General features: G+C 66.1%; 16 protein-coding genes. 9 read left to right on the top strand and 7 right to left on the bottom strand.

The features are described 5' to 3' along the window. Nucleotides 1-91 precede the first annotated feature (91 nt). Nucleotides 92-1717, bottom strand: coding sequence for an acyl-CoA synthetase (locus J9885_RS07905; protein ID WP_210548671.1), 1626 nt, complete (start codon nucleotides 1715-1717; stop codon nucleotides 92-94). Between the two features lie 324 nt (nucleotides 1718-2041). On the opposite strand from J9885_RS07905, the gene J9885_RS07900 reads away from it, so the two are divergent. Next, a complete protein-coding gene (locus tag J9885_RS07900; RefSeq protein ID WP_210548668.1) occupies nucleotides 2042-2581 on the top strand; it encodes a glycine zipper 2TM domain-containing protein in 540 nt (179 codons plus the stop codon). A gap of 193 nt (nucleotides 2582-2774) precedes the next feature. Here J9885_RS07900 and J9885_RS07895 read toward each other — a convergent pair whose 3' ends face one another. Then, nucleotides 2775-5993: an ExeM/NucH family extracellular endonuclease gene (locus J9885_RS07895; RefSeq protein ID WP_246876818.1), complete on the bottom strand. Its 3219-nt coding sequence runs from the start codon at nucleotides 5991-5993 to the stop codon at nucleotides 2775-2777. 533 nt (nucleotides 5994-6526) lie between these two features. On the opposite strand from J9885_RS07895, the gene J9885_RS07890 reads away from it, so the two are divergent. The 4 genes from J9885_RS07890 (at nucleotide 6527) to J9885_RS07875 (ending at nucleotide 10863) form a co-directional block, all read left to right on the top strand. Beyond that, on the top strand, nucleotides 6527-7648 hold the full coding sequence (locus tag J9885_RS07890) for an ABC transporter substrate-binding protein (protein WP_210548666.1): 1122 nt from the start codon (nucleotides 6527-6529) through the stop codon (nucleotides 7646-7648). A 102-nt stretch (nucleotides 7649-7750) separates the two neighbouring features. After that, nucleotides 7751-8803 (top strand): iron ABC transporter permease, encoded by a 1053-nt coding sequence (locus J9885_RS07885; protein ID WP_043807981.1) that lies wholly within the window; start codon nucleotides 7751-7753, stop codon nucleotides 8801-8803. After that, nucleotides 8796-9569 (top strand): ABC transporter ATP-binding protein, encoded by a 774-nt coding sequence (locus tag J9885_RS07880; RefSeq protein WP_210548664.1) that lies wholly within the window; start codon nucleotides 8796-8798, stop codon nucleotides 9567-9569. Before J9885_RS07885 ends, J9885_RS07880 begins: the two co-directional genes overlap by 8 nt. A 64-nt stretch (nucleotides 9570-9633) precedes the next feature. After that, complete coding sequence (locus J9885_RS07875) at nucleotides 9634-10863, top strand: MFS transporter (protein WP_210548662.1); 1230 nt, start codon at nucleotides 9634-9636, stop codon at nucleotides 10861-10863. A gap of 189 nt (nucleotides 10864-11052) precedes the next feature. Here J9885_RS07875 and J9885_RS07870 read toward each other — a convergent pair whose 3' ends face one another. The 5 genes from J9885_RS07870 to fadI form a co-directional block, all read right to left on the bottom strand. After that, nucleotides 11053-11937, bottom strand: a complete 885-nt coding sequence (locus J9885_RS07870) for an AEC family transporter (protein ID WP_210548660.1) — start codon at nucleotides 11935-11937, stop codon at nucleotides 11053-11055. Between the two features lie 12 nt (nucleotides 11938-11949). Next, complete coding sequence (locus tag J9885_RS07865) at nucleotides 11950-12507, bottom strand: YaeQ family protein (protein ID WP_210548658.1); 558 nt, start codon at nucleotides 12505-12507, stop codon at nucleotides 11950-11952. Between the two features lie 191 nt (nucleotides 12508-12698). Next, nucleotides 12699-12839, bottom strand: coding sequence for a TIGR02808 family protein (locus tag J9885_RS07860; RefSeq protein WP_005301193.1), 141 nt, complete (start codon nucleotides 12837-12839; stop codon nucleotides 12699-12701). A 239-nt stretch (nucleotides 12840-13078) separates the two neighbouring features. After that, nucleotides 13079-15226 (bottom strand): fatty acid oxidation complex subunit alpha FadJ, encoded by a 2148-nt coding sequence (fadJ, locus tag J9885_RS07855; protein ID WP_210548657.1) that lies wholly within the window; start codon nucleotides 15224-15226, stop codon nucleotides 13079-13081. Beyond that, nucleotides 15226-16536 carry an acetyl-CoA C-acyltransferase FadI gene (gene fadI, locus J9885_RS07850; protein ID WP_210548656.1) on the bottom strand — a complete coding sequence of 437 codons (1311 nt, stop codon included), beginning with the start codon at nucleotides 16534-16536 and terminating at the stop codon, nucleotides 15226-15228. Before fadI ends, fadJ begins: the two co-directional genes overlap by 1 nt. A 183-nt stretch (nucleotides 16537-16719) precedes the next feature. Between fadI and J9885_RS07845 the strand changes: the two genes are divergently transcribed. Genes J9885_RS07845 through J9885_RS07830 form a run of 4 tightly spaced genes read left to right on the top strand, consistent with a single transcriptional unit; the run spans nucleotide 16720 to nucleotide 20108 of the window. Next, the gene (locus tag J9885_RS07845; protein WP_134695767.1) at nucleotides 16720-17670 is read left to right on the top strand and encodes an AAA family ATPase; all 951 of its coding nucleotides are present in this window, start codon (nucleotides 16720-16722) and stop codon (nucleotides 17668-17670) included. Between the two features lie 46 nt (nucleotides 17671-17716). Beyond that, nucleotides 17717-18607 carry a DUF58 domain-containing protein gene (locus tag J9885_RS07840; protein WP_246876817.1) on the top strand — a complete coding sequence of 297 codons (891 nt, stop codon included), beginning with the start codon at nucleotides 17717-17719 and terminating at the stop codon, nucleotides 18605-18607. Continuing rightward, nucleotides 18592-19137 carry a DUF4381 domain-containing protein gene (locus J9885_RS07835; RefSeq protein WP_210548654.1) on the top strand — a complete coding sequence of 182 codons (546 nt, stop codon included), beginning with the start codon at nucleotides 18592-18594 and terminating at the stop codon, nucleotides 19135-19137. The genes J9885_RS07840 and J9885_RS07835 overlap by 16 nt, the downstream gene beginning before the upstream one ends. Then, nucleotides 19134-20108: a VWA domain-containing protein gene (locus tag J9885_RS07830; protein WP_210548653.1), complete on the top strand. Its 975-nt coding sequence runs from the start codon at nucleotides 19134-19136 to the stop codon at nucleotides 20106-20108. The genes J9885_RS07835 and J9885_RS07830 overlap by 4 nt, the downstream gene beginning before the upstream one ends.

Raw genomic sequence — 20108 nt, 5'->3', positions numbered from 1 at the left:
GCGCCTGTATGAGCGCCACAACAAGTAATAGACACGCCGAGATAAGCAACGGGCCCTGATGGGCCCGTTTTGTTTTACGGATGTGGGGACCTCAGCGGTCCAGCTGCTTTCGCAACATAAATTTCTGCACCTTGCCGGTGGAGGTCTTGGGCAGGGGGGTGAAGATGATGCGCTTGGGGGCCTTGAAGTGGGCCATCTGCTCGCGGCAAAACGCAATCAGCTCCGCCTGGGTAAGCTCCCGCCCCTCCTTGAGCTTGACGAAGGCACAGGGCACCTCCCCCCACTTCTCGTCCGGCATGGCGATCACCGCCGCCTCGTCCACGTCGGGGTGGCGATAGAGCACATCCTCCACCTCCAGGCTGGAGATGTTCTCCCCGCCGGAGATGATGATGTCCTTGGATCTGTCCTTGATCTCCACGTAGCCGTCCGGGTGCCAGACCGCGAGATCGCCGCTGCGAAACCAGCCATCCGCCATCGCCTCGTCGCTCGCCGCCGGGTTCTTGAGATAGCCCTTCATGACGATGTTGCCGCGCAGCACTATCTCACCCATGGTCTTGCCATCCATGGGGACAGGCTCGCCGCTGACGGGGTTGATCACCCGCATCTCCCCCTGCAGGGGGGATGCGACACCCTGACGTGCCTTGAGCCGGGAGAGGGTGGTGGCATCCTGCCCCTGCCAGCTTCTCTGGGGCTCGCACACCACGCAGGGGCCATAGGTCTCGGTGAGGCCGTAGACGTGGGTCACGGCGATCCCCATGGCCTCCATGCCGGCGATCACGGTGGCGGGCGGCGCGGCCCCCGCCGTCATCGCCTTGATGGGGTGATCGAGCCCCTGCTTGAGGGCCGGATCGGCGTTGTTCAGCATATTGAGTACGATGGGGGCGGCGCAAAAATGGGTCACCTTGTGCTCGTGCAGCGCCCCGTAGATGGCCGCCGCCTGCACATGGCGCAGGCAGACACTCACCCCGGCGGTCGCCGCCAGGGTCCAGGGGAAGCACCAGCCGTTGCAGTGGAACATCGGCAGGGTCCAGAGATAGACGGGGTGCTTGGGCAGCTCCCAGGAGAGCGCGTTGTTGACCGCATTGAGGTGGGCACCGCGATGGTGATAGACCACCCCCTTGGGGTTGCCCGTGGTGCCGGAGGTGTAATTGAGCGAAATCGCCTGCCACTCGTCCGCTGGCAGCCAGCCGGGCTCGTCTCCGTCCCCTTGTGCAACAAACGCCTCGTAGGTCAGTTCGCTGACAAGCTCCCCCTCCTCATAGAGGGGATCGTCGATGGCGATCACCAGGGGCTGGCTGTCTATCAGGGAGAGCGCCTTTCGCACCAGGGCGCCGAACTCCCTGTCCACCAGCACCACCTTGCTCCGGGCGTGCTGGAGGATGAAGGCAATGGATTCGGCATCGAGCCGGGTGTTGATGGTGTTGAGCACGGCGCCGCTCATGGGGACCCCGAAATGCGCCTCGAACATCGCCGGAACATTGGGGGCGATGATGGAGACGGTATCCCCCTCGCCGATGCCGCGCAGGCGCAGGGCCGAAGCGAGCTGGCGACAACGGCGCTCGGTCTGGGCCCAGGTCTGGCGCAGGGGGCCGTGGATCAGGGCCGGGTAGTCGGGGTAGACCCGGGCCGCCCGCCCCAGAAAGCTCAAGGGGGTCAGCGCCTCGTAATTGGCGGGGGTCTTGCCAAGGCCGGTCTCGTAGATATTCTGCTCTGTCATCGGGTTCCTTCCTCATCAGGTCACAAAGCGGATGGATCTCGCGGGTCCGCGCAACCGGGCAACCTTCCCTGGTATCACCCCGAGATTGGCCAAAAGGGTACCAAGGGGGGCGCACGCCCAGGTATTAGCGAAACGTCTTAGGGCAGAGGCTGGCCTGCCCCCTTCCCTGCGTTTGTCGCCAATCGCCGACGCTCTTTTGCTATGGTCACTTTTTGCGCAGCCAGACTCTGTCGCAATGGAGGGGCAGATTGCTTGAGCCGAAGGGCCAAAATGCCAACAATGGCCGCAAGCCCCGCAACGGGCATCTGTACGAGGAGAAAAACGATGAACACATCCATGTTGGCAGGTATCGGGATAGGAGTGGCCTCTGCACTGGCCTTGTCGGCGGCCGCCACCGGATCCATGTTTTCATCCGCCCCCCAATTTGCCGAGGTGCTGGCCAGCAAGCCGGTGACCGAGACCATCAAGACGCCGCGTCAGGAGTGCCGCAACGTCACCGTGACCCACCGCAAGCCGGTGCAAGACGAGCACAAGATCCTGGGTACCGTGGTCGGGGCGGCCCTCGGCGGCGTGGTCGGCCACCAGTTTGGTGGCGGCAGCGGCCAGAAGATCGCCACCGCAGCCGGTGCCGTGGCCGGCGGCTATGCCGGCAACCAGGTACAGGGCAACATGCAGGCCGGTGACACCTACACCACCACGGAGCAGCGCTGCAAGACGGTACAGGAGAGCAGCACCCGCACCCTGGGCTATGACGTCACCTACCGCCTCGCCGGTCAGGAAGGGGTGGTAAGAATGGAAAAAGCACCCGGCGCCACCATCCCGGTCAAGGATGGCAAGCTGGTACTGAGCAACGCGCAGGGTTGATACTCCGTTAGGAGCGCCCCGCCATGAGGAAGGCCCACCCGTCGAGGTGGGCCTTTTTCATGGCTCTTCACGGGATCAGGGGAAACGCCCTTGTCGCCGGCATTCGCCCCCCGTCAACCATCCGGCCCATCAGCCAGGCGGTTCGCAACGAAAAGGGGCCCGCAGGCCCCTCATGTCAGATGTCATCACCGCCTCAGCGGCGGCCGAAGGGCCACCAGGACTTGTCGTTGTCCTGGATGTCGACCCGGGTCTGCTGGACAGCGCCCGGCTGGGCCCCTTTCAGCTTCTCGAGGTGCACGCTGAACTGCTCGGTGGGCTCGACAAACCAGTCATCGATGATCAGCACCTTGACCGACTTGCTGCCCCCCTCGCCCGCGGCCCAGCTCACCGACTGGCCGAGCCAGGGCAGGAAGTCCAGCCCCCAGCGGGCCGTGATCCCCTCAAGACTTACCCTGGCACGGGCGGGCTTGCTGAGATCGCCGGTGCGCACCAGGGGGATCTCCACAAACCACTGCCCCTCGTTCACCGTCATGGCGGGGTGAGCCAGGGCGATGGTGGACGGTGCCAGCTTGTCCTTGATGGTGACCAGGGTCTGGTGCTGATCCCCCAGAGCCGCGCCGCTCGCATCAAACAGCTCCAGGGTGAAGGTCTCATCCCCCTCGTGCAGGGTGTCGCTCTTCACCGGGATGCTGATGATCTGGCTGTCGTTCTCGCCCGCCCCCCAGTGCAGGGTGCCGGTGAGGGGCGCCACGTCGCTTGCGTCCGCGCTGCCGTAGACGATGCGATAGCTGACGCTGGCCTCCCCATAAGTGCCGTCGCGGCGGCTGACCGTCAGGGACAAGGTGCTCCCCTCCTCCACGCTCGCGGCGGCGCTCTCCAGCGCGATCACCCCGGCGGGGGGCAGCGGATACTGGATGGCCACCAGCACGGGATCATGATCCGAGGCGCTGAAGGGGCCTTCGGACTTCGCCAGCTGGCCGCTGTACTTGGTGCCGTACTCGAAGAAGTTGCTCTCGGCGGAGTTGATGTGCCAATCCTCGATGCCGATCACCTTGGCCGCGAGGCTGGGATTGGCCAGGGCGTGATCCAGGTTGCCGAGCTCCCCTTCATAGCTGTAGGAGTAGGTGTCGGTGCCGTGGAAGCGGGTGTTCAGGTTCACAAAACCATACCCCTTGCCCAGGGCGCTGCCGCTCTCCTCAAGGGGCTGGCCCGCCAACGTGGTGAAGGAGGCACTCATGATCTGGCGGGGTTGGGCCGCCGGATCATAGTCGGTCAGCACCCGGATAGGATCCTCCATGCCATAGGCGTTCATGTCGCCGATGAGCAGCAGATCCCCGGACAGATCCTTGAGGCTCTCCCCGAGCACCTTGGCGGCGGAGACCCGCAGCGCGTTGCAGTGGCCCTGGCCGTCCAGGGGATCCGCACTCACGTAGTCGGGGTAATCCTCGAAGCAGGCGGAGCCCTTGGACTTGAGGTGGTTGACCACCAGGGTCAGGGGCGCATCCCCCTTGGGCGAGCTGAAGCGCTGGAGCAGCGACTCGCGCATCCCCTGGTTGATGGTCACCGTCTTGCCGCTGGCATCCACAGCCTCGGCCTGCTGCATCGGCAGCGCGATAAGGCTGGCGGCCCCCTCGGGCGTCACGCTGGCGGGCCGGTAGATGAGGCCCACCGTGATGGCGTCGGTGCCAATCGGCTTGCCGTCGGGCGAGGCAATCCAGCGGTAGTGATCCGCCTCGTCCGGCTGGGCGGCGTTGAGGGCCGCCACCAGGTTGGCGATGGCGGAGTTGTCGCCGTAGCCGTTGTTCTCGATCTCCATCAGCCCCACCACGTCGGCGTTGAGGCGGGTGATGGCGCTGACGATCTTGGTGCGCTGCAGCTCGAACTCCGCCACCGTCAGGGCGCCCCGGTTGCTGCCGGTGGGGTTGGCATCGCCCCCCACGACAGTGGTGAAGAAGTTGAGCACGTTGAAGCTCGCGACCCGCAGATCCCCCGCCTCGGCGAGCTCGGGGGTGTCCACCCGATCCCAGCCGCTGTGATCAATCTGGCTTGCGTCGATGCGGTTGCTGGCCACCAGACGGAACAGGTTGTAGGAGTAGCCAAGGGCCCCCTCCAGCCCGTTGAGCTTGTCACCGATTCGCAGGTAACCGTCCTCGGCGTTGAAGCCGGGGAACCAGGGCAGCACGCCATCCGGCGCCTTGGCGTCGGTCTCCACCACCAGCTGGTTCTGCTGGTTGCGAAGGGCCCAGTTGCTTGCCTCCTCGCTCATGGCGGCAAACTTCTGGGTCGACTTGATGAGCGGCGCGCCATAAGAGAGCACCAGGTTGTTGCGCTTGCCGTCGTAGTCGAAGCTGAAGTTGCGGGTCACCACCAGGCTGGATGCGGGCACCAGCCGCACCTGCATCCCTTCGTGACGCTCCAGCAGCTCGGTCAGGCTCTCTCCTGCCACCGGCACCAGATCCACCGCCGCTGGCACGGCGCCGGCAGGCTGGGTCACCACCAGATCGTCGGCGTTGATCTGGGTCTGGTTGAAATACTCTTTCACCTTGCCCGAGACGCACACCTCGGCCCCCGGCACGACGGTGGCGTTGGCCTTGGTGGTGTAGACGAAGAGGCCGTCGGAGGTCGCCGGGTCCCCGTCACCCTGCGCGTCCTGGATGAAGAAGCCCTTGTAGAGGCCGCTGACCACCTGGGTCACCACGCCGCGGGTGGCATGGGCCTGCTCCGATTCAAACTTGCCGGCCGGCACCAGGGGGCTGCTGCTGCCGGGGCCCTGGATGGCGGGCACGGGCACCAGGTTGTCCACCGGGCAGACGAAGGCGGGCGGCTGGGTGCCATCGCAAGGGCCATCGCCGCTGCAGCCGAGGCCACTGGCGTCATCCTTGGGAGCGGCCACGTATTCCAGCGCCGGATCGAAAGGTGAGGCCGCATCGACCCGGCCCGTGGTGACGGTGGCCTTGCGGCGCAGGGTCATGTCCAGGGTCGAGACGTTGCCGGAGACCCAGGCCGTGCCGGGATCCACCCCCACCTGGCCGAAGCTGTCGACAAGCTCGCTGCCGCGATAGAGCACCAGGGCATCGTCACCGTTGAACACCAGGTTGCCGCTGGTCTGGGTCGCCTTGGCCAGGATCTCGGCGTTCGCGGAGGGGTTGGCCAGTACCAGGCTCGCACCCGGGGCCAGGGTGCCTTGCAGCGCCAGGCTGTTAGTGGGGGTGTCGGTGAGGGGTTTGCCGTTGGCATAGAGCGCCAGACGGTATGCGGAGAGGTCGATGACGCTGGAGCCCACATTGCTCAGCTCCACCGCCTTGTTGTTGCTGGATCCTTCCAGATATTCGCTGATAAGCAGTTGCGCCTGTGCCTGTCCCGTCAACGCCAGCCCGACGGTCAGCGCCACAAGAGAGTGTCTTCCTGACATGGTCAGTTTCCTTTTTTATTTGCTGATTATGTTATTGGCGCCCCGCGGGAGGCGGGCCGCAGCACCTTTTGCCTGTGGATACCGGCCAGAGGCCGAAATCGCGCGTACTCTGCCCGTTTAGCAGCAGAGCCGCTGGGAGCTGGCTAACAATGACAACAAATTGTTGCGTACAGGTGACGGGCAATACCCATATTGGTGGTTGGCACCCCATCAAGGTGCCGGGCCCGTCACAAGCTGTCGCCGGCTCCTGTTGACCCCGGTGTCAGCCCCTATTGACCCCGGTGTCAGCCCCCGCCGGCAGCGCGACGCCCCCGTCCTCAGAAAGAACAAACAACCCCCAATGAGCGCCATACAGCCCCCTCACCGGAAAAGTGGTTTCTATTGGGACATGATTTTATGCTGGCGGATCGGCCAAAAGACAAAGACAGGCATAACAGGAGGGGAATCGCACAAACGTTTATTGCTTTTCATCGCTCGAATGGTAATAGTTCTCGCTTCTTTTTCTATCTCACCACACCCCGAGGTTTCACAAGATGTTTCGTCACCCCCTGGCAAAGTTGTTGTTGCTTGGTCAGCTCGCGCTGATGAGCTGGATGGTGCAGGCCGCCGCCCCCGCAGAAGTGGAAGATGTGATGGGCCGCAAGGTCTCGCTGACCCTGCCCGCCAGCCGCATCGTGCTCGGCTTCTACCCCGAGGATTACCTGGCGGTGGCCGGTGACGGCGGTGCCGATCGCCTGGTGGGCATGTCTCAGGGCTGGTTCGTCAAATCCCGCCCCGCCATCTGGTCTCTCTATGTCGCCAGCCTGCCGCAGCTGGCCAAGGTTGCCGACCTTGGCAACGTCCAGGATCAGAGCTTCTCCATCGAGAAGACCCTGGCGGTCAAACCCGATCTGGTGATCCTGGCGAAGTGGCAATACGAGGCCCTGGCCGCAGACTTGCCACGCCTCGAGCAGGCGGGGATCCCCGTGGTGGTCATCGACTACAACGCCCAGACCCTGGAGCGCCACATGGCGAGCACCCTGTTGCTTGGCAAGCTCACCGGCCAGGAGGCCAGGGCACGCAAGATGGCGGATGAATACAAGGCCACCATCGACACCATCACCTCACGCATCGCCGCAGCGAAGCGCAAGCCGCCCCGCGTCTACATCGAGCTGGGTGACAAGGGCCCGGCGGAGTACAGCTACACCTATGGCAAGGACATGTGGGGCGCCATGGCCCTGCTGGCCGGTGGCGACAACGTGGCGGCCCCCTTCGTCGATCGCTGGGGCCCCATTCACCCGGAGCAACTGCTGGCAAGCAAGCCCGAGGTGATCCTGATGGCGGGTTACGAGAGCGTGAGCAGCGCCGAGGCAATGCAGGTCGGCCAGGACATCTCGGCCCAGACGGTACGCCAGCGCCTGCAAGGCTTCGCCGCCCGTCCGGGCTGGAGTGAGCTGCCCGCGGTGCAGCAGGGTCGCCTCTATGCGGTCTACCACGGCGCGACCCGCAGCATCATGGATGCCGCCCTCATCCAGTTCATGGCCAAGTCCCTCTACCCGGACCTGTTCCAGGATCTCGATCCCCTGGCCACCTATCAGGCGTTCTACCAGCACTATCTGCCCATTCGCCCCCAGGGCACCTTTATGCTGGGTATCAAGCAGGGTGAAACAGACTAACACCGGCAGTCTGGGCCTTGCCTGCCCAGGCAGAGCCCTCTGCATCATCTCTCTTCAATCTTTGTGGGCGCCCCTCGTGGCGCCCGAGTCAGGATCCTTACCATGAATGATTTGGCTGCCCTGCAGCAGACCCTCACCCGGCAGCGGCAACGGGAGCGCCGACGCTGGCGCTGGCTCCTGCTGCTCGCCCTGGTGCTGTGCATCACCCTGGTGCTCGACATCGCCACCGGCCCCTCCCTGCTGGCCCTGCACGACGTGGTCGATGCCCTGATCTCCCCCGCCCAGGCCGACCCCATGACCCGCACCATAGTCCACGACATGCGCCTGCCCATCGCCCTCATGGCCCTGGTGGTCGGTGCGGCCCTCGGCCTTGGCGGCGTGCAGATGCAGACCCTGCTGGACAACCCCCTGGCGAGCCCCTACACCCTTGGGCTCGCGGCGGCGGCGGGCCTGGGGGCGGCGCTCGCACTCTATACCGGGGGGCTCGGGCTTCCTCCCCTGGTGGCCATTCCGGCCGGCGCCTTTATTCTCTGCATGCTGGCTGCGAGCCTCTTGTTTGGTCTGGCCATGATGCGCCACGTCAACAGCCAGACCCTGATCCTGGCGGGCATCGCCCTGCTCTTTTTGTTCCAGTCCCTGCTCTCCCTGCTGCAGTTCCTCTCCTCCCCCGAGCTCAACCAGCAGATCCTGTTCTGGCTCTTTGGCAGCCTGATGCGCACCACCTGGGACTCCCTGATCATCACCGCCGCCGTCACCCTGATCTGCACTGTGCTTATCTACCGGGACGCCTGGGCCCTCACCAGCCTGCGCCTTGGGGAAGCCCGCGCCCGCAGTCTCGGGGTCAACGTCGACAGGCTGCGCATGAAGACCCTGGTGCTGGTCGCCCTGCTGACCGCCACCGCCACCAGCTTCGTCGGTGTCATCGGTTTCGTCGGCCTGGTGGCCCCCCACATCGCCCGCATGCTGGTGGGGGAAGATCAGCGCTTTTTGATCCCCCTCTCCGCCCTGTGCGGCGCCTGCATGCTTTCGGCGGCCTCGGTGCTCTCCAAGTCCATCATTCCGGGGGCCCTGTTCCCCATCGGCATCGTCACCGCGCTCATCGGCGTGCCCTTCTTCATCTGGTTGATCCTCGGCAGGGGGCGTAAACGTGCTTGAAATATCCCGACTCTCCCTCTCCCTCGGCCAGCAGACCCTGCTGCGGGAGCTCAGCCTCACCCTGCATCCGGGTCAGGTCCATGTGATCATCGGCCCGAACGGGACCGGCAAGACCTCGCTGCTGCGCGCCCTGTTCGGTGAGCTCGCCGCCGATGGCGGCGACATCAGCCTGGATGGCCAGAGCGCCCGCCAGATGACGCAGGCCAGGTGGCGCCAGCAGTTTGGCTACATGCCCCAGAACATCCAGCTGGAGCTGGACCTCAGCGTCATCGAGGTGGTGGTGCTCGGGCGCCTCGACAGCCTCTCCATGCGCCTCGCGGACGAGGACATCCTGGCTGCCGGCCGCGCCCTGCAGGCACTCGGCATCGCCCATCTGGCGGATCGCCCCCTCTACTCCCTGAGCGGCGGCCAGCGGCAGATGGTGCTCTTCGCCCAGGTGCTGCTGCGCGATCCCCGCATCATGATGCTGGACGAGCCGGTCAGCGCCCTGGACCTGCACCACCAGATGCAGCTGATGGAGCACCTGTGCCAGCAGACCCGGGAGCAGCAGTGGATCACCCTGGTGGTGCTGCATGATCTCAACCTGGCCGCCCAGTTCGCCGATCAGCTGATCGTGCTGGCCGGCGGCGATCTGCAGGCCTTCGGCCCCCCCGCCCGGGTGCTCGACGCGGCCCTCATCGAGCGCCTCTATCAGGTGCCGGTGGAGATAAGCCACGATCACAGCGGCATCCCCTTCCTGCGCACCGTGCGAAGACAGCCAGGATGAAGACGCGTCCCGGGTTTCCGCTGGCCGCCCCCTGCCCCCGGCGCTTCGCCCGGAGGGCATCCACATGAGCGGCGCCTCCTACTGGCGGGACTGGCAGGGCATGAGCCCGGCCGCCCGCCTGCTCATCACCAACGGGCTGGCCTTCAACCTCGGCTTCTACATGATGATGCCCTTCCTCGCCCAGCACATGGGCGCCGGGCTTGGCCTCGCCGGCTGGGCCTGCGGCCTCGTCATGGGGATGCGGGTCTTCAGCCAGCAGGGGCTCTTCCTTCTCGGGGGCACCCTTGGGGACCGCATCGGCTATCACCCCGCCATCGTCTGGGGCTGCCTGGTGCGATCCTTGGGGTTCGCGCTGCTCGGCTGGGCGGAATCCCTGCCCATCCTGCTGCTGGCGGCGACCCTGACCGGCTTTGCCGGGGCCCTGTTCACCCCTTGCGCCCAGGCCTATCTCGCCAGCGAATGCCAGACCCCGAGCCAGCGCCAGCGCGCCTTCGCCCTGCACAATCTCGCCAGCCAGGCGGGTATGCTGCTCGGCCCCCTGGTCGGCCTGACCTTGACCCAGCAGAGCTACACCCTGACGGGGATCCTGGCGGCGAGCCTCTTCGCCCTGCTCGGGGTGCTGCAGTACCGGGTGCTGCCCAAACGCCCGGTGAGCCACCAGAGCCCGCGCGGCGCCATCTTGCATCAATGGGGGGAGATAGTGCGCCAGCGCCCCTTTATGCGGTTCACCCTGCTGGCGGGCAGCTACCAGATCCTGTTCCACCAGCTCTATCTCGCCCTGCCCGCCCATATCCAGAGCCTGCCGGACGCCACCCACCTGCTCGGCGGCGTCTTCACCCTCACGGCGGTGATCGGCGTCCTGCTCCAGCTCCCGGCCTCGCGCCTGGTGGAGCGTCGCCTGGGGGTGCCGCTCGCCATGGGGCTGGGGATAGGGATGATGGGGCTGAGCTACCTGGCCCTGCCCCTGCTGGCCCCCTGGCCGACGGCGGGTGTCTTGGCACAGGTAGCCCTGCTTTCCCTGGGATCCATCCTCTGCTTCCCGCTCTTCGCCGCCCAGCTACCCCGCTACGCGCCCCCTGAGCAACTCGGCAGCTACTACGGCTTCTATGCCAGCGCGGGGGGTTGCATGGCGCTCTTTGGCAACCTGCTGATCGGTTTTATGCTGGGGGATGCGGGCAGCCGCCCCGCCACCGCCATCTGGTGGCTGCTTGCCCTCACCGGCCTGCTGGCCGGGGTTGGCCTCTATACCCAGCTGCGCAAGGATGGCCAGGTTCAGCCGGCCACCCATCAATAAACAGGGCGGCCAAGGCCGCCCTTTTATTCCCTTCTCTTTCCGCTCTCTGCCTTGTCCGGCTAACCGGAACGTATTTCCAGACCCGGTAAGAAACCGGGCCACGTTCGATTAACAAAGCATCATCGGACTCTCGCGATTTAAATGAGAAGGACGCCATCAGGCGTCCTTGAAGGGGAAGATAGCACCGGATCAGCTCCCCAGATGCAGCGCCAGCCAGACCGCCAGGGGGATCACCAGCACCGAGAGCACATTGCCGCCGAGCACAATACTGGCCACCTTGTCGGGCTGGCACTGGTACTGCTCGCACAGGATATAGTTGAGCACCGCCGGGGGCAGCGCCACCGAGAGCATCAGGAGCGGTATCCACTCGGGCTTGAGGGGCAGCAGCCAGACCGCCACCCCGAGGGCCAGGCCCCCCGCCAGCAGGTAGAGCAGGTTGCACTTGATGGCAAGCCCCAGATGATCGAGCTCCCCTTCCATCAGCCTCACTCCCAAGGCAAACAGCATCAAGGGCACCGCTATCTGGCCGAGCAGATCGGCGCTGGTCACCAGGTATTCGGGCAGCGGGATATGCAGATTGGCCACCAGCAGGCCGGCAAAGGCGGCCCAGAGCACCGGGCTTCTCAGCCAGCCCCAGCGGGAGGTGCTGGCGGAGAGGATGAACATGCCCACCGAGAAGTGGAGCAGGTTGGAGAGCACGAACAGGATGACGATGGCGCCGAGCTGCTGCTCGCCAAAGGCCAGCACCATGAGCGGGATGCCGAGGTTGCCGGTGTTGCGAAACATGGCGGGCAGGATCAGCGCCGCCCGCTCTATGCCCTTGAGCCTGAGCAGGGAGAGCAGCAGCCCCGGCAGCAAAATCACCAGGGCACCGGCCGCGATGAGCGGCAGGTGCGCCGCCAGATCCAGCGGGTATTTCACCAGCGCCGAGAAGACCAGCGCCGGGCTGAACAGCTCGATATTGGCCCGGTTGATGTAACCCAGGTCGCCGCCAGGCCGCAGCCGCCCGTAGAGGGCGCCAAGGCCCGCCACCGCAAACACTGGGATGACGATATTGAGCAGCGCGCTGAACATGGGGGCTTCCGCTTACAGTTCCCGGGCCGGGCGGCCCATCAGCACCACGGGGTCCAGGGTGACCTCCTGGTTGCCGTTGCTCACCCAGAGCTGGCCATCGGAGATGGTGCAGGTAAGCTGCATGGTGCGCTCCACCATGGCGACCAGGGGCAGGGTCTGGCTGTCGGAGAGCTCGATGACGCTCAGGTTGTCGTGCAGGCCGAGTTTGCCCTGGTTCTGCTTCCACCAGACGCTGGTGCCACGCCCGCCGTAGAGATAGAGCACTACCTGGCGGGAGCGGTTGCACGCCTTCTTGAGGCGGCGCTCGTCGGGCTGACCCAGCTCAATCCAGAGTTCGATTTCGTCGGAGTAGTTCTTGCACCAGAGCTCGGGTTCGTCGTCCGCGGAGAGGCCCTTGGTGAACTCCAGCCGCTCGGCGGCATGCCAGGCGAAGGCCGCCAGCCGGATCATCATGCGCTCGTCGGTCTCGGAGGGGTGACGGGCCAGGGTGAGGGAGAAGTCCTGATACAGATTGCGATCCATGTCAGACAAGCTGATCTGGGCCTTGAAGATGGTTGCCTTGAGCGCCATAGAAGTCGTGAACACCTGATAGAAAGAGAGAGGGGGCGGACATGCCGGGCGCCAGTGTAATCAAAATGGCCGTCGGGTTCGACCGTCTTGCGCGCCCTTTTGCGTATCAGGGACGGGATAAGTGCTTCAGGAGACAGAAAAAACAAATGCCAGTCGCGAGACTGGCATTTGGCGGCATGAACGAGAGTGACTCACTTCTCGGCGGACTTGACCCCGAAGGCATTGAGCAGCAGACAGCAGGTCACTGCCACTGCCACGAACCCGCTCAGGAAGATAAAGGGCATGGCCCCATACCCCAATACAGTCCAGATGGTTTGTTCAAGCAGACTCATAGTGTGTCCTTCATCCAGTGAAATGGGTGTCCCTTTTGTGACGGGGTGAGCCCCGTTCCTGATGAGGCTATTTGACCTCAACCCGCGCCTGAGTCCTATGCCACCAAAGTAATAAATGGGGCACCTGTTTGCGCTAGATCAATAATTTAGTCCCTTGCTCCCCCGTTTTGCCCGGCACCAGGCAGAAAAAAGCGAGGCGACCATGAGGTCGCCTCGCCAACGCAGGGGTCAACACGCCATCAGTAGAAGGTCTGCTGCTCCGCCGCCATCGCTTTCAGTCGCGCACAGGGGGCGAATCGGTCACCGAAGCGCTTCTGGTAGTGCTCGAGGCGCCCCACCAGGTACTCGATGCCGAGGCTGTCCATGTAGCGGAACGGGCCGCCCAGGAAGGGGGGGAAGCCGATGCCGAAGATGGCGCCGATGTCGCCGTCCCGGGCCGAGGCCACCACGCCGCCATCCAGGGCCATGGCCGCCTCGTTGAGCATCAGGAGCACGCAGCGCTCGGCTATCTCCTGGCGGCCCAGCTTGGCCAGCGGCGTGACGCCGAGCACGTCGTAGACGCTCGCGTCCACCGTCTTCTTGCCCTCCTTGCCGGTGAGCTTGTTGCGCGGGGCCGCCTTGCCATAGAGGTAGAAGCCCTTGCCGTTCTTGCGCCCCTTGCGCTCATCCTCGAGCAGCTTGTCAAACGCCTTGGGAGCCTGGAACTGCTCGCCACCCAGCTCCTTCTCGAGGATGGGGGAGATCTTGGCCCCGACGTCGATGCCCACCTCGTCCAGCAGGGTGATGGGACCGACCGGGAAGCCGAAGTCGAGCAGGGCGCCGTCCAGCACCTCCACCGGTTCCCCTTCCAGCACCAGACGGGCCGCCTCGTTCATGTAGGGGGCCAGGATGCGGTTGACGTAGAAGCCCGCCTCATCCTTCACGACGATGGGGGTCTTGCCCTGGGCCCGGGCGAAGGCCAGGGTGGTGGCGACCGTCTCGGCACTGGTGCCGGCGTGGGGGATGACTTCCGCCAGCGGCATCTTGTCCACCGGGCTGAAGTAGTGCAGCCCCACCACCCGCTCCGGGTGCGCCGCCGCCGAGGCGATCTGGTGGATGGGCAGGGATGAGGTGTTGGAGGCGAACACGGTGTGTTCACCGCACTCGCGCTCCACGTCCTGCACCATCTGGTGCTTGAGGTTGATATCCTCGAACACCGCCTCCACCACCATGTCGACCCGGTGGAAGCCGGAATAGTCCAGGGTGCCGGTGAGCAGGCTCATCTGCTTCTCCAGCTCGCTGCGCAGCATATGACGGCGCTTGAGCTTCTTGGCCAGGATGTCGTAGCTGTAGCGCATGGCGTTGCCGATGCCGACGCTCGCCACATCCTTGATCCGCACCGGCACCCCCGCCTTGGTGGCGGTGACGAAGGCGATGCCGCCCCCCATCAGGCCACCGCCCAGCACGGCGGCATGGCCCACCTTGCGCGGCGCGGCCCCCTGATAGCTGACCTCCTTCTTCATCTCGGTGGTGGCGAAGAAGAGGGAGCGCAGGGCGGCGGATTCCGGCGTCATCACCAGCTCGCCAAAGTGGCGGGCCTCGGCCTGCAGACCAGCCTTCATCCCCTCCTCCACGCCGATGCGCACCACCTCGATGATGCGCTCAGGCGCCGGGTAGTTGCCACGGGTCTTGGCCTTCACCCCCTTGCGGGCCTGATCGAACAGCACCTTGCGCCCGAGGGCATTGGTCTCCAGCACCTTGCCCTGCAGATCCCGCTTCAGGCGGTGGCGAGGCTTGCCCTTCTTGGCGAGCTTGACGGCGGCCTCCAGCAGGATGGAGGGTGGCACCACGTCATCCACAAGCCCGAGTTTCCTGGCCTGCTTGGCCCGCACCTGCTTGCCGGTCAGCATCAGATCCAGCGCCTTGGCCACGCCGATGAGGCGCGGCAGACGCTGGGTACCGCCGGAGCCCGGCAGCAGGCCGAGCTGCACTTCCGGCAGCCCCAGCACGGATTTGCCGTGATCGGTCACCACACGGCCGTGGCAGGCGAGCGCCAGCTCCATCCCGCCGCCGAGGCAGGGGCCGTGGATGGCGGCGATCACCGGAATGCCCAGAGATTCGATCTCGGCAAACACCTCCTGCCCGGCCCGGGACAGCGCTTCGGCGTCCTGGGCGCTGGTGCAGGCCGCCAGCATGGCGATGTCGGCCCCGGCGATGAAGGAGTCCTTCTTGCCGGAGACGATCACCAGGCCGATCAGGTCGCCGTTCCCCTTCACCTCGGCCAGCAGGGTGCGGATTTCGTCCGCAAACGAGGCCTTCAGGGTGTTCATGCTCTCACCGGGCACATCCATGGTAAGGATGCCGATGCCGTCTTTGCGAATATCCAGAGAAAAAGTCTTGGCACTCATCATTCCACCTCCAGCACCATGGCCGCACCCAGCCCACCCGCCGCACAGGCGGTGTTGAGCCCCAGTCCCCCGCCCCGACGCCGCAGCTCGTGCAGGGTCTGGGTGATCATGCGCGCCCCGGTGGCGGCAAAGGGGTGGCCGTAGGCCAGGGAGCCACCGAGCACGTTGAACTTGTCCATGTCCACCTCGCCGATGGCCTGATCCCGGCCCAGCCTGTCGCGGGCAAACTCGTGACTGGCAAACATCTTGAGGTTGGCCAGGGTCTGGGCGGCGAAGGCCTCGTGCATGTCGATAAGAGTGAGATCGCCAAGGGTGATGCCGGCGCGGTCCAGTGCCAGTGGCGTGGCATAGGAGGGGCCCATCAGCATGTCCTGCCACACGTCGATGGCGGAGAACGCGAAGCTGCGGATGTAACCGAGCGGCTCCAGGCCCAGCTCGCGGGCACGGCCTTCGCGCATCATCAGCACGGCGGCGGCGCCGTCGGTGAGCGGGGTGGCGTTGGCGGCAGTCACCGAGCCGTGGGCCCGGTCAAACACGGGTTTGAGCTTGGCGTAGCTCGCCAGATCCGAGCTTTCGCGGATGTTGTTGTCTCGCTCCAGCGGCGACTTGTAGGGGGGCACGTGGGCGGTGAACACCTCGCCATTCAATTTGCCCTGGGCCCAGGCCTCGGCGGCCAGGGTGTGGGAGCGGTGGGCCAGCGCATCTTGCGCCTCGCGGCTGATCTGGTGGGTCTTGGCCATCTGCTCGGCCGTCTGCCCCATGGAGAGGCCGGTGGAGTATTCGGCCACGGCAGGCGGCACAGGCAGCAAGTCTTTCAGGCGCAGGCGGCGCAGGATGTTGAAGCGCTGCTGGAGGTTGCGCGCCTTGTTGAGATCCACCAGGGCGCGGGCCAGGGACTTGCTCACCCCGATGGGCAGCACGGAGGAAGAGTCGGCACCGCCGGCGATGGCGATGTCCACGGAGCCCGCCATGATGGACTCGGTGACGTTGGCCACCGCCTGGAAGCTGGTGGCGCAGGCGCGCGACACGCTATAGGCATCGGTACTGACGCTCATGCCGGTGCCGAGCACGATCTCGCGGGCGATGTTCGGGGCTTCCGGCATCTGCACCACCTGGCCGAACACCAGCTGGTCGATGAGCTTGGGATCGAGATCCGTGCGGGCGAGCATCTCGCTCACCACCAGTTTGCCGAGATCCACCGCAGGCACGCCGTGAAAAGCGGTGGCCTGCTTGGCAAAGGGGGTGCGCAGACCCGCCACGACGGCTATCCGTTCGCCCTGGCGAGTCGTCAGTTTCAATGGCTGTTTCATCCTGGCTCCTTGGGTTAAAAAGGCAGAGGTCAGACCTCATTGCGCCACATCTTAACAATCCACTCACAACTTTCATACAGCTGATTGAAACTAAATTGTTCCCATCTTGCCACCCTCCCTCGCCCTTGTGAGCCAACTGGGGTATAAAAAGATCAACTTCCATAAAAACAACGGGTTTATCGCATGGCAGCGGCCGAGTTCAGAGCACTTGGAGACTATCTGGGCAGCCAGATCCTGGGACAGGGTTCCCTCATCGAGGGACTCCTCATCGCCCTGTTATGTGAAGGACATGTGTTGATCGAGGGGGCGCCCGGTCTTGCCAAGACCCGGGCCGTCAAGGCGCTGGCCGGGGCCGTGGAGGGGCGCTTCGCCCGCATCCAGTTCACCCCGGATCTGCTGCCCGCCGATCTCACCGGCAGCGAGGTGTTTCACCCCCAGGACGCCAGCTTCGTCTTTCAGCCAGGCCCCCTGTTCAACCACCTGGTGCTGGCAGACGAGATAAACCGGGCCCCGGCCAAGGTGCAATCCGCCCTGCTGGAGGCCATGGCCGAGCACCAGATCACCGTGGGCAAGAAGAGCTGGCGCCTGCCCCCCCTCTTTATGGTCGCCGCCACGCAAAACCCGATAGAGCAGGAGGGGACCTATCCCCTGCCGGAGGCCCAGCTCGATCGCTTCCTGCTCAAGCTGCTGGTGGATTACCCCAGCCCCGCCATGGAGCTCGCCATCCTCCAGCTCAACGCCCGGGGGGACGCTCTGCCACCACCGCCATTGACCCTGAGCCAGGCCGACCTGCTCTCGGCCCGCACCGCCGTTCAGGGGGTACAGATGCAGGGGCGCCTCGAACACTATCTGGTGCAGCTGGTCTGCGCCACCCGCCCCGGCAGCGGCCTGTGCCCCGAGCTCGAGCCCCTCATCGCGGTGGGCGCGAGCCCCAGGGCCAGCATTGGCCTCGCGAGAGCGGCCCGCGCCCGCGCCTGGCTTGCAGGGCGCGACTTCGTGCTGCCCGAGGATATCCAGCACCTCGCCCCCGCCGTGCTGCGCCACCGCCTGATCCCGAGCTACCAGGCCCTCGCGGACAACCTGGACAACGAGGCACTGATCGCCCTGCTGCTGGATGCCATCCCATGCCCCTGAGCCTCTGCCCGCCTGCGGTTGCCTCTGCCCCGACGATGCGCCAGCCATGACCGCACTCGCCGACCCCCGCGCCCATCCCGATATCGCCCTGCCCCTCGCCAGGTTGCTGGCGGTGCGGCTCTGGGCCAGATCGGGCGAGCGGGCCCGCATCCACCTCGCACACCAGGGGCGAGTGCGGCGCCAGCCGGGCCTGAGCTTTCGCGAGCTGCGCGTCTATCAGGCCGGGGACGAGGTGCGCCACATCGACTGGCGGGTCACCGCCCGTCTCGGCCGCCCCCACACCCGCCTCTACGGGGAGGAGCAGGAGCAGACCCACTGGCTGCTGCTGGATCTCTCCCCCGACATGTACTTTGGCTCCGGGGAACAGCTCAAGGCGCGCCTCGGCTGCGAGCTCGCGGCCGCCCTGCTCTGGCAAGGGGAGAAGCAGGCCAACACCCTCGTCTGTCACGGCCTGGAGACCCGCCCTCTGCAACAGCACGGCTCCCTCATGCCGCTGCTGGAGGCGCTCTGCCGCCACTACGAGGCGGGACTGGATCGCGCCCCCCTTAACCACCCTCTGGCTCACACCCTGGCCGGGCTCACCCTGCCCCATGGGGCCAGGCTGACCCTGATAAGCCACCACCAGCCGCCGGATCCGGGGCTGTGCAAGCAGTTGCAGCGCCTCGGCCAGCGCCACGACATCCACTACTGGCAGATCCGCGACCCCCTGGAGGCGACCCTGCCCGGACAGGGGCAGCTGGCGGTGGCCGCGGGCAGGCGCAGCGGCTGGCTCGATGGCGGCCTGGCCCGCTTTCGCGAGCGCTACCAGAAGGCGGCCAGGGAGCAGGCGGCAACCAGTCAGCAGCAACTGATGCCCCTGGTGACGCGCCTCTATCGCCTCGACAACGGCGAGCCGCTGCAGCGCCAGTGGCAGGAGGGCGGATGTCGCCTGTTTTGAGCGCCGAGCCGCGCCCCCCTCAACCCGATGTACCGGCCTCCCCGGGGTCGCTCGCCTTGCAGTCGATCCAGGCAGAGCTTCGTGACATCCACCCGGGTGCGCCGCTGGAAGAGGCCCCCGATCCCCGCCTGGCGGCCTGGGGCGGACTGCTGCTGACGGTGCTCACCCTCTGGCTCGCGGCCACCCTGGCACGCACCCTCTGGCGCCAGCGCCGCTGGGCACGCCAGCTGCACTGGCAGGGGGAGGATCTCGTGCCCCGGCTCCACACCTTGCTGCGGGAGGCGGCCCTCGCCCGTTGGCCCGAAGCGGGTCCCCTGCAAGGAGAGGCCTGGCTCGACTGGCTCGATAGCAAGAGCGGGAGCGACTTCAGCCAGTTTGCCGGGCAGTGGCCGCACTGGCTCTATGGCGCGGCGCAGCCGAACGAGGCAGAGCGCGCAGGGCTTCGCCGCGCTTACCTTCGATGGGGACGCCGCTGTGTCGCCACGCCGCGGCTGACCAGGATGCGCCGGCCCGTCGGGGGGAACAGATGATCCTCGCCTGGCCCTGGTTCGCCCTCGCCCTCGCCCTGCCGCTGCTGGTGCGTTTCGGCCTGCCGCCCCTCGCGGGTGGCAGGGGCCGCGCGCGCCTCTCCCACGGCGGTTTTCCCCTGCTGCATCCCCAGGGGGGGCAGCCCGTCTGGCGCATGGCGCTCTGCTGGTGTGCCCTGGTGCTGGCCCTGTGCCGCCCCCAGTGGCAGGAAGCGCCCGTCATCCACTACCAGAGCAGCCGGGATCTCATCCTGGCGGTGGATCTCTCCGACAGCATGCGCACCCAGGACATGCTGGACGAGGGGCAGCAGAAGGACAGGCTCGCCGCGGTGCGCCAGCAGATTGCCGGGCTCATCGCCTCGCGCCCGGGCGATCGCCTTGCCCTCATCGTCTTCGCCGACCACGCCTACCTGCTCTCCCCCCTGACCCAGGAGACCGGGGCCCTGCTCGCCCTCACCCAGGAGCTCGACTTCGATCTGGCGGGGCGCACCACGGCCCTCGGCGAGGCCATTCAGCTGGCCCGCCAGCACGCGGACCCCGCCCGCCCCACCGCCCTGCTGCTGGTCACGGACGGGCGCAACACCTCGGGCAATGCGGATCCTCTGACCGAGGCCAAACGGGCCGTGGCCGCCGGCATCCGCCTCTATACCCTGGGGGTGGGCGCCGACCCCAACACCTTTGCCCGCCCCCTCGGGGAGGAGGACCCCAGCGCCGAGCTCGATGAACCTTTGCTCCAGCAGCTGGCGGCCCTGGGGCAGGGGCGCTATTTTCGCGCCCGCAGCCAGGGGGATCTGGCCACCATCAACCAGGCCATCGACACCCTGGAGCCCCTCGCCCGCCCCCGGATCCTCGCGCGCCCCCACCTGGAGCTCTACCCCTGGCCACTGGCCCTGGCCTGGCTGCTGCTCTGCTGGCCCGCCCGCTGGCAGTGGCCGGCGCGCCGACAACCGTCACCGGAGCGACCCCATGAATAA

The organism is Aeromonas sp. SrichE-2G, from assembly GCF_017939565.1.
GTDB lineage: Bacteria > Pseudomonadota > Gammaproteobacteria > Enterobacterales > Aeromonadaceae > Aeromonas > Aeromonas taiwanensis.
This window is presented reverse-complemented; position numbering and strand designations above follow the sequence as displayed.

Bases quoted from the DNA above. Each gene is read 5' to 3' on its own strand.
- J9885_RS07900 (WP_210548668.1), top strand. From the start codon at position 2,042: ATGAACACATCCATGTTGGCAGGTATCGGGATAGGAGTGGCCTCTGCA.
- J9885_RS07830 (WP_210548653.1), top strand. From the start codon at position 19,134: ATGATCCTCGCCTGGCCCTGGTTCGCCCTCGCCCTCGCCCTGCCGCTG.
- J9885_RS07885 (WP_043807981.1), top strand. From the start codon at position 7,751: ATGAATGATTTGGCTGCCCTGCAGCAGACCCTCACCCGGCAGCGGCAA.
- J9885_RS07905 (WP_210548671.1), bottom strand. From the start codon at position 1,717: ATGACAGAGCAGAATATCTACGAGACCGGCCTTGGCAAGACCCCCGCC.
- J9885_RS07835 (WP_210548654.1), top strand. From the start codon at position 18,592: ATGTCGCCTGTTTTGAGCGCCGAGCCGCGCCCCCCTCAACCCGATGTA.
- J9885_RS07860 (WP_005301193.1), bottom strand. From the start codon at position 12,839: ATGAGTCTGCTTGAACAAACCATCTGGACTGTATTGGGGTATGGGGCC.
- J9885_RS07895 (WP_246876818.1), bottom strand. From the start codon at position 5,993: ATGTCAGGAAGACACTCTCTTGTGGCGCTGACCGTCGGGCTGGCGTTG.
- J9885_RS07890 (WP_210548666.1), top strand. From the start codon at position 6,527: ATGTTTCGTCACCCCCTGGCAAAGTTGTTGTTGCTTGGTCAGCTCGCG.
- J9885_RS07865 (WP_210548658.1), bottom strand. From the start codon at position 12,507: ATGGCGCTCAAGGCAACCATCTTCAAGGCCCAGATCAGCTTGTCTGAC.
- J9885_RS07875 (WP_210548662.1), top strand. From the start codon at position 9,634: ATGAGCGGCGCCTCCTACTGGCGGGACTGGCAGGGCATGAGCCCGGCC.
- J9885_RS07840 (WP_246876817.1), top strand. From the start codon at position 17,717: ATGACCGCACTCGCCGACCCCCGCGCCCATCCCGATATCGCCCTGCCC.
- fadJ (WP_210548657.1), bottom strand. From the start codon at position 15,226: ATGAGTGCCAAGACTTTTTCTCTGGATATTCGCAAAGACGGCATCGGC.
- fadI (WP_210548656.1), bottom strand. From the start codon at position 16,536: ATGAAACAGCCATTGAAACTGACGACTCGCCAGGGCGAACGGATAGCC.
- J9885_RS07845 (WP_134695767.1), top strand. From the start codon at position 16,720: ATGGCAGCGGCCGAGTTCAGAGCACTTGGAGACTATCTGGGCAGCCAG.
- J9885_RS07870 (WP_210548660.1), bottom strand. From the start codon at position 11,937: ATGTTCAGCGCGCTGCTCAATATCGTCATCCCAGTGTTTGCGGTGGCG.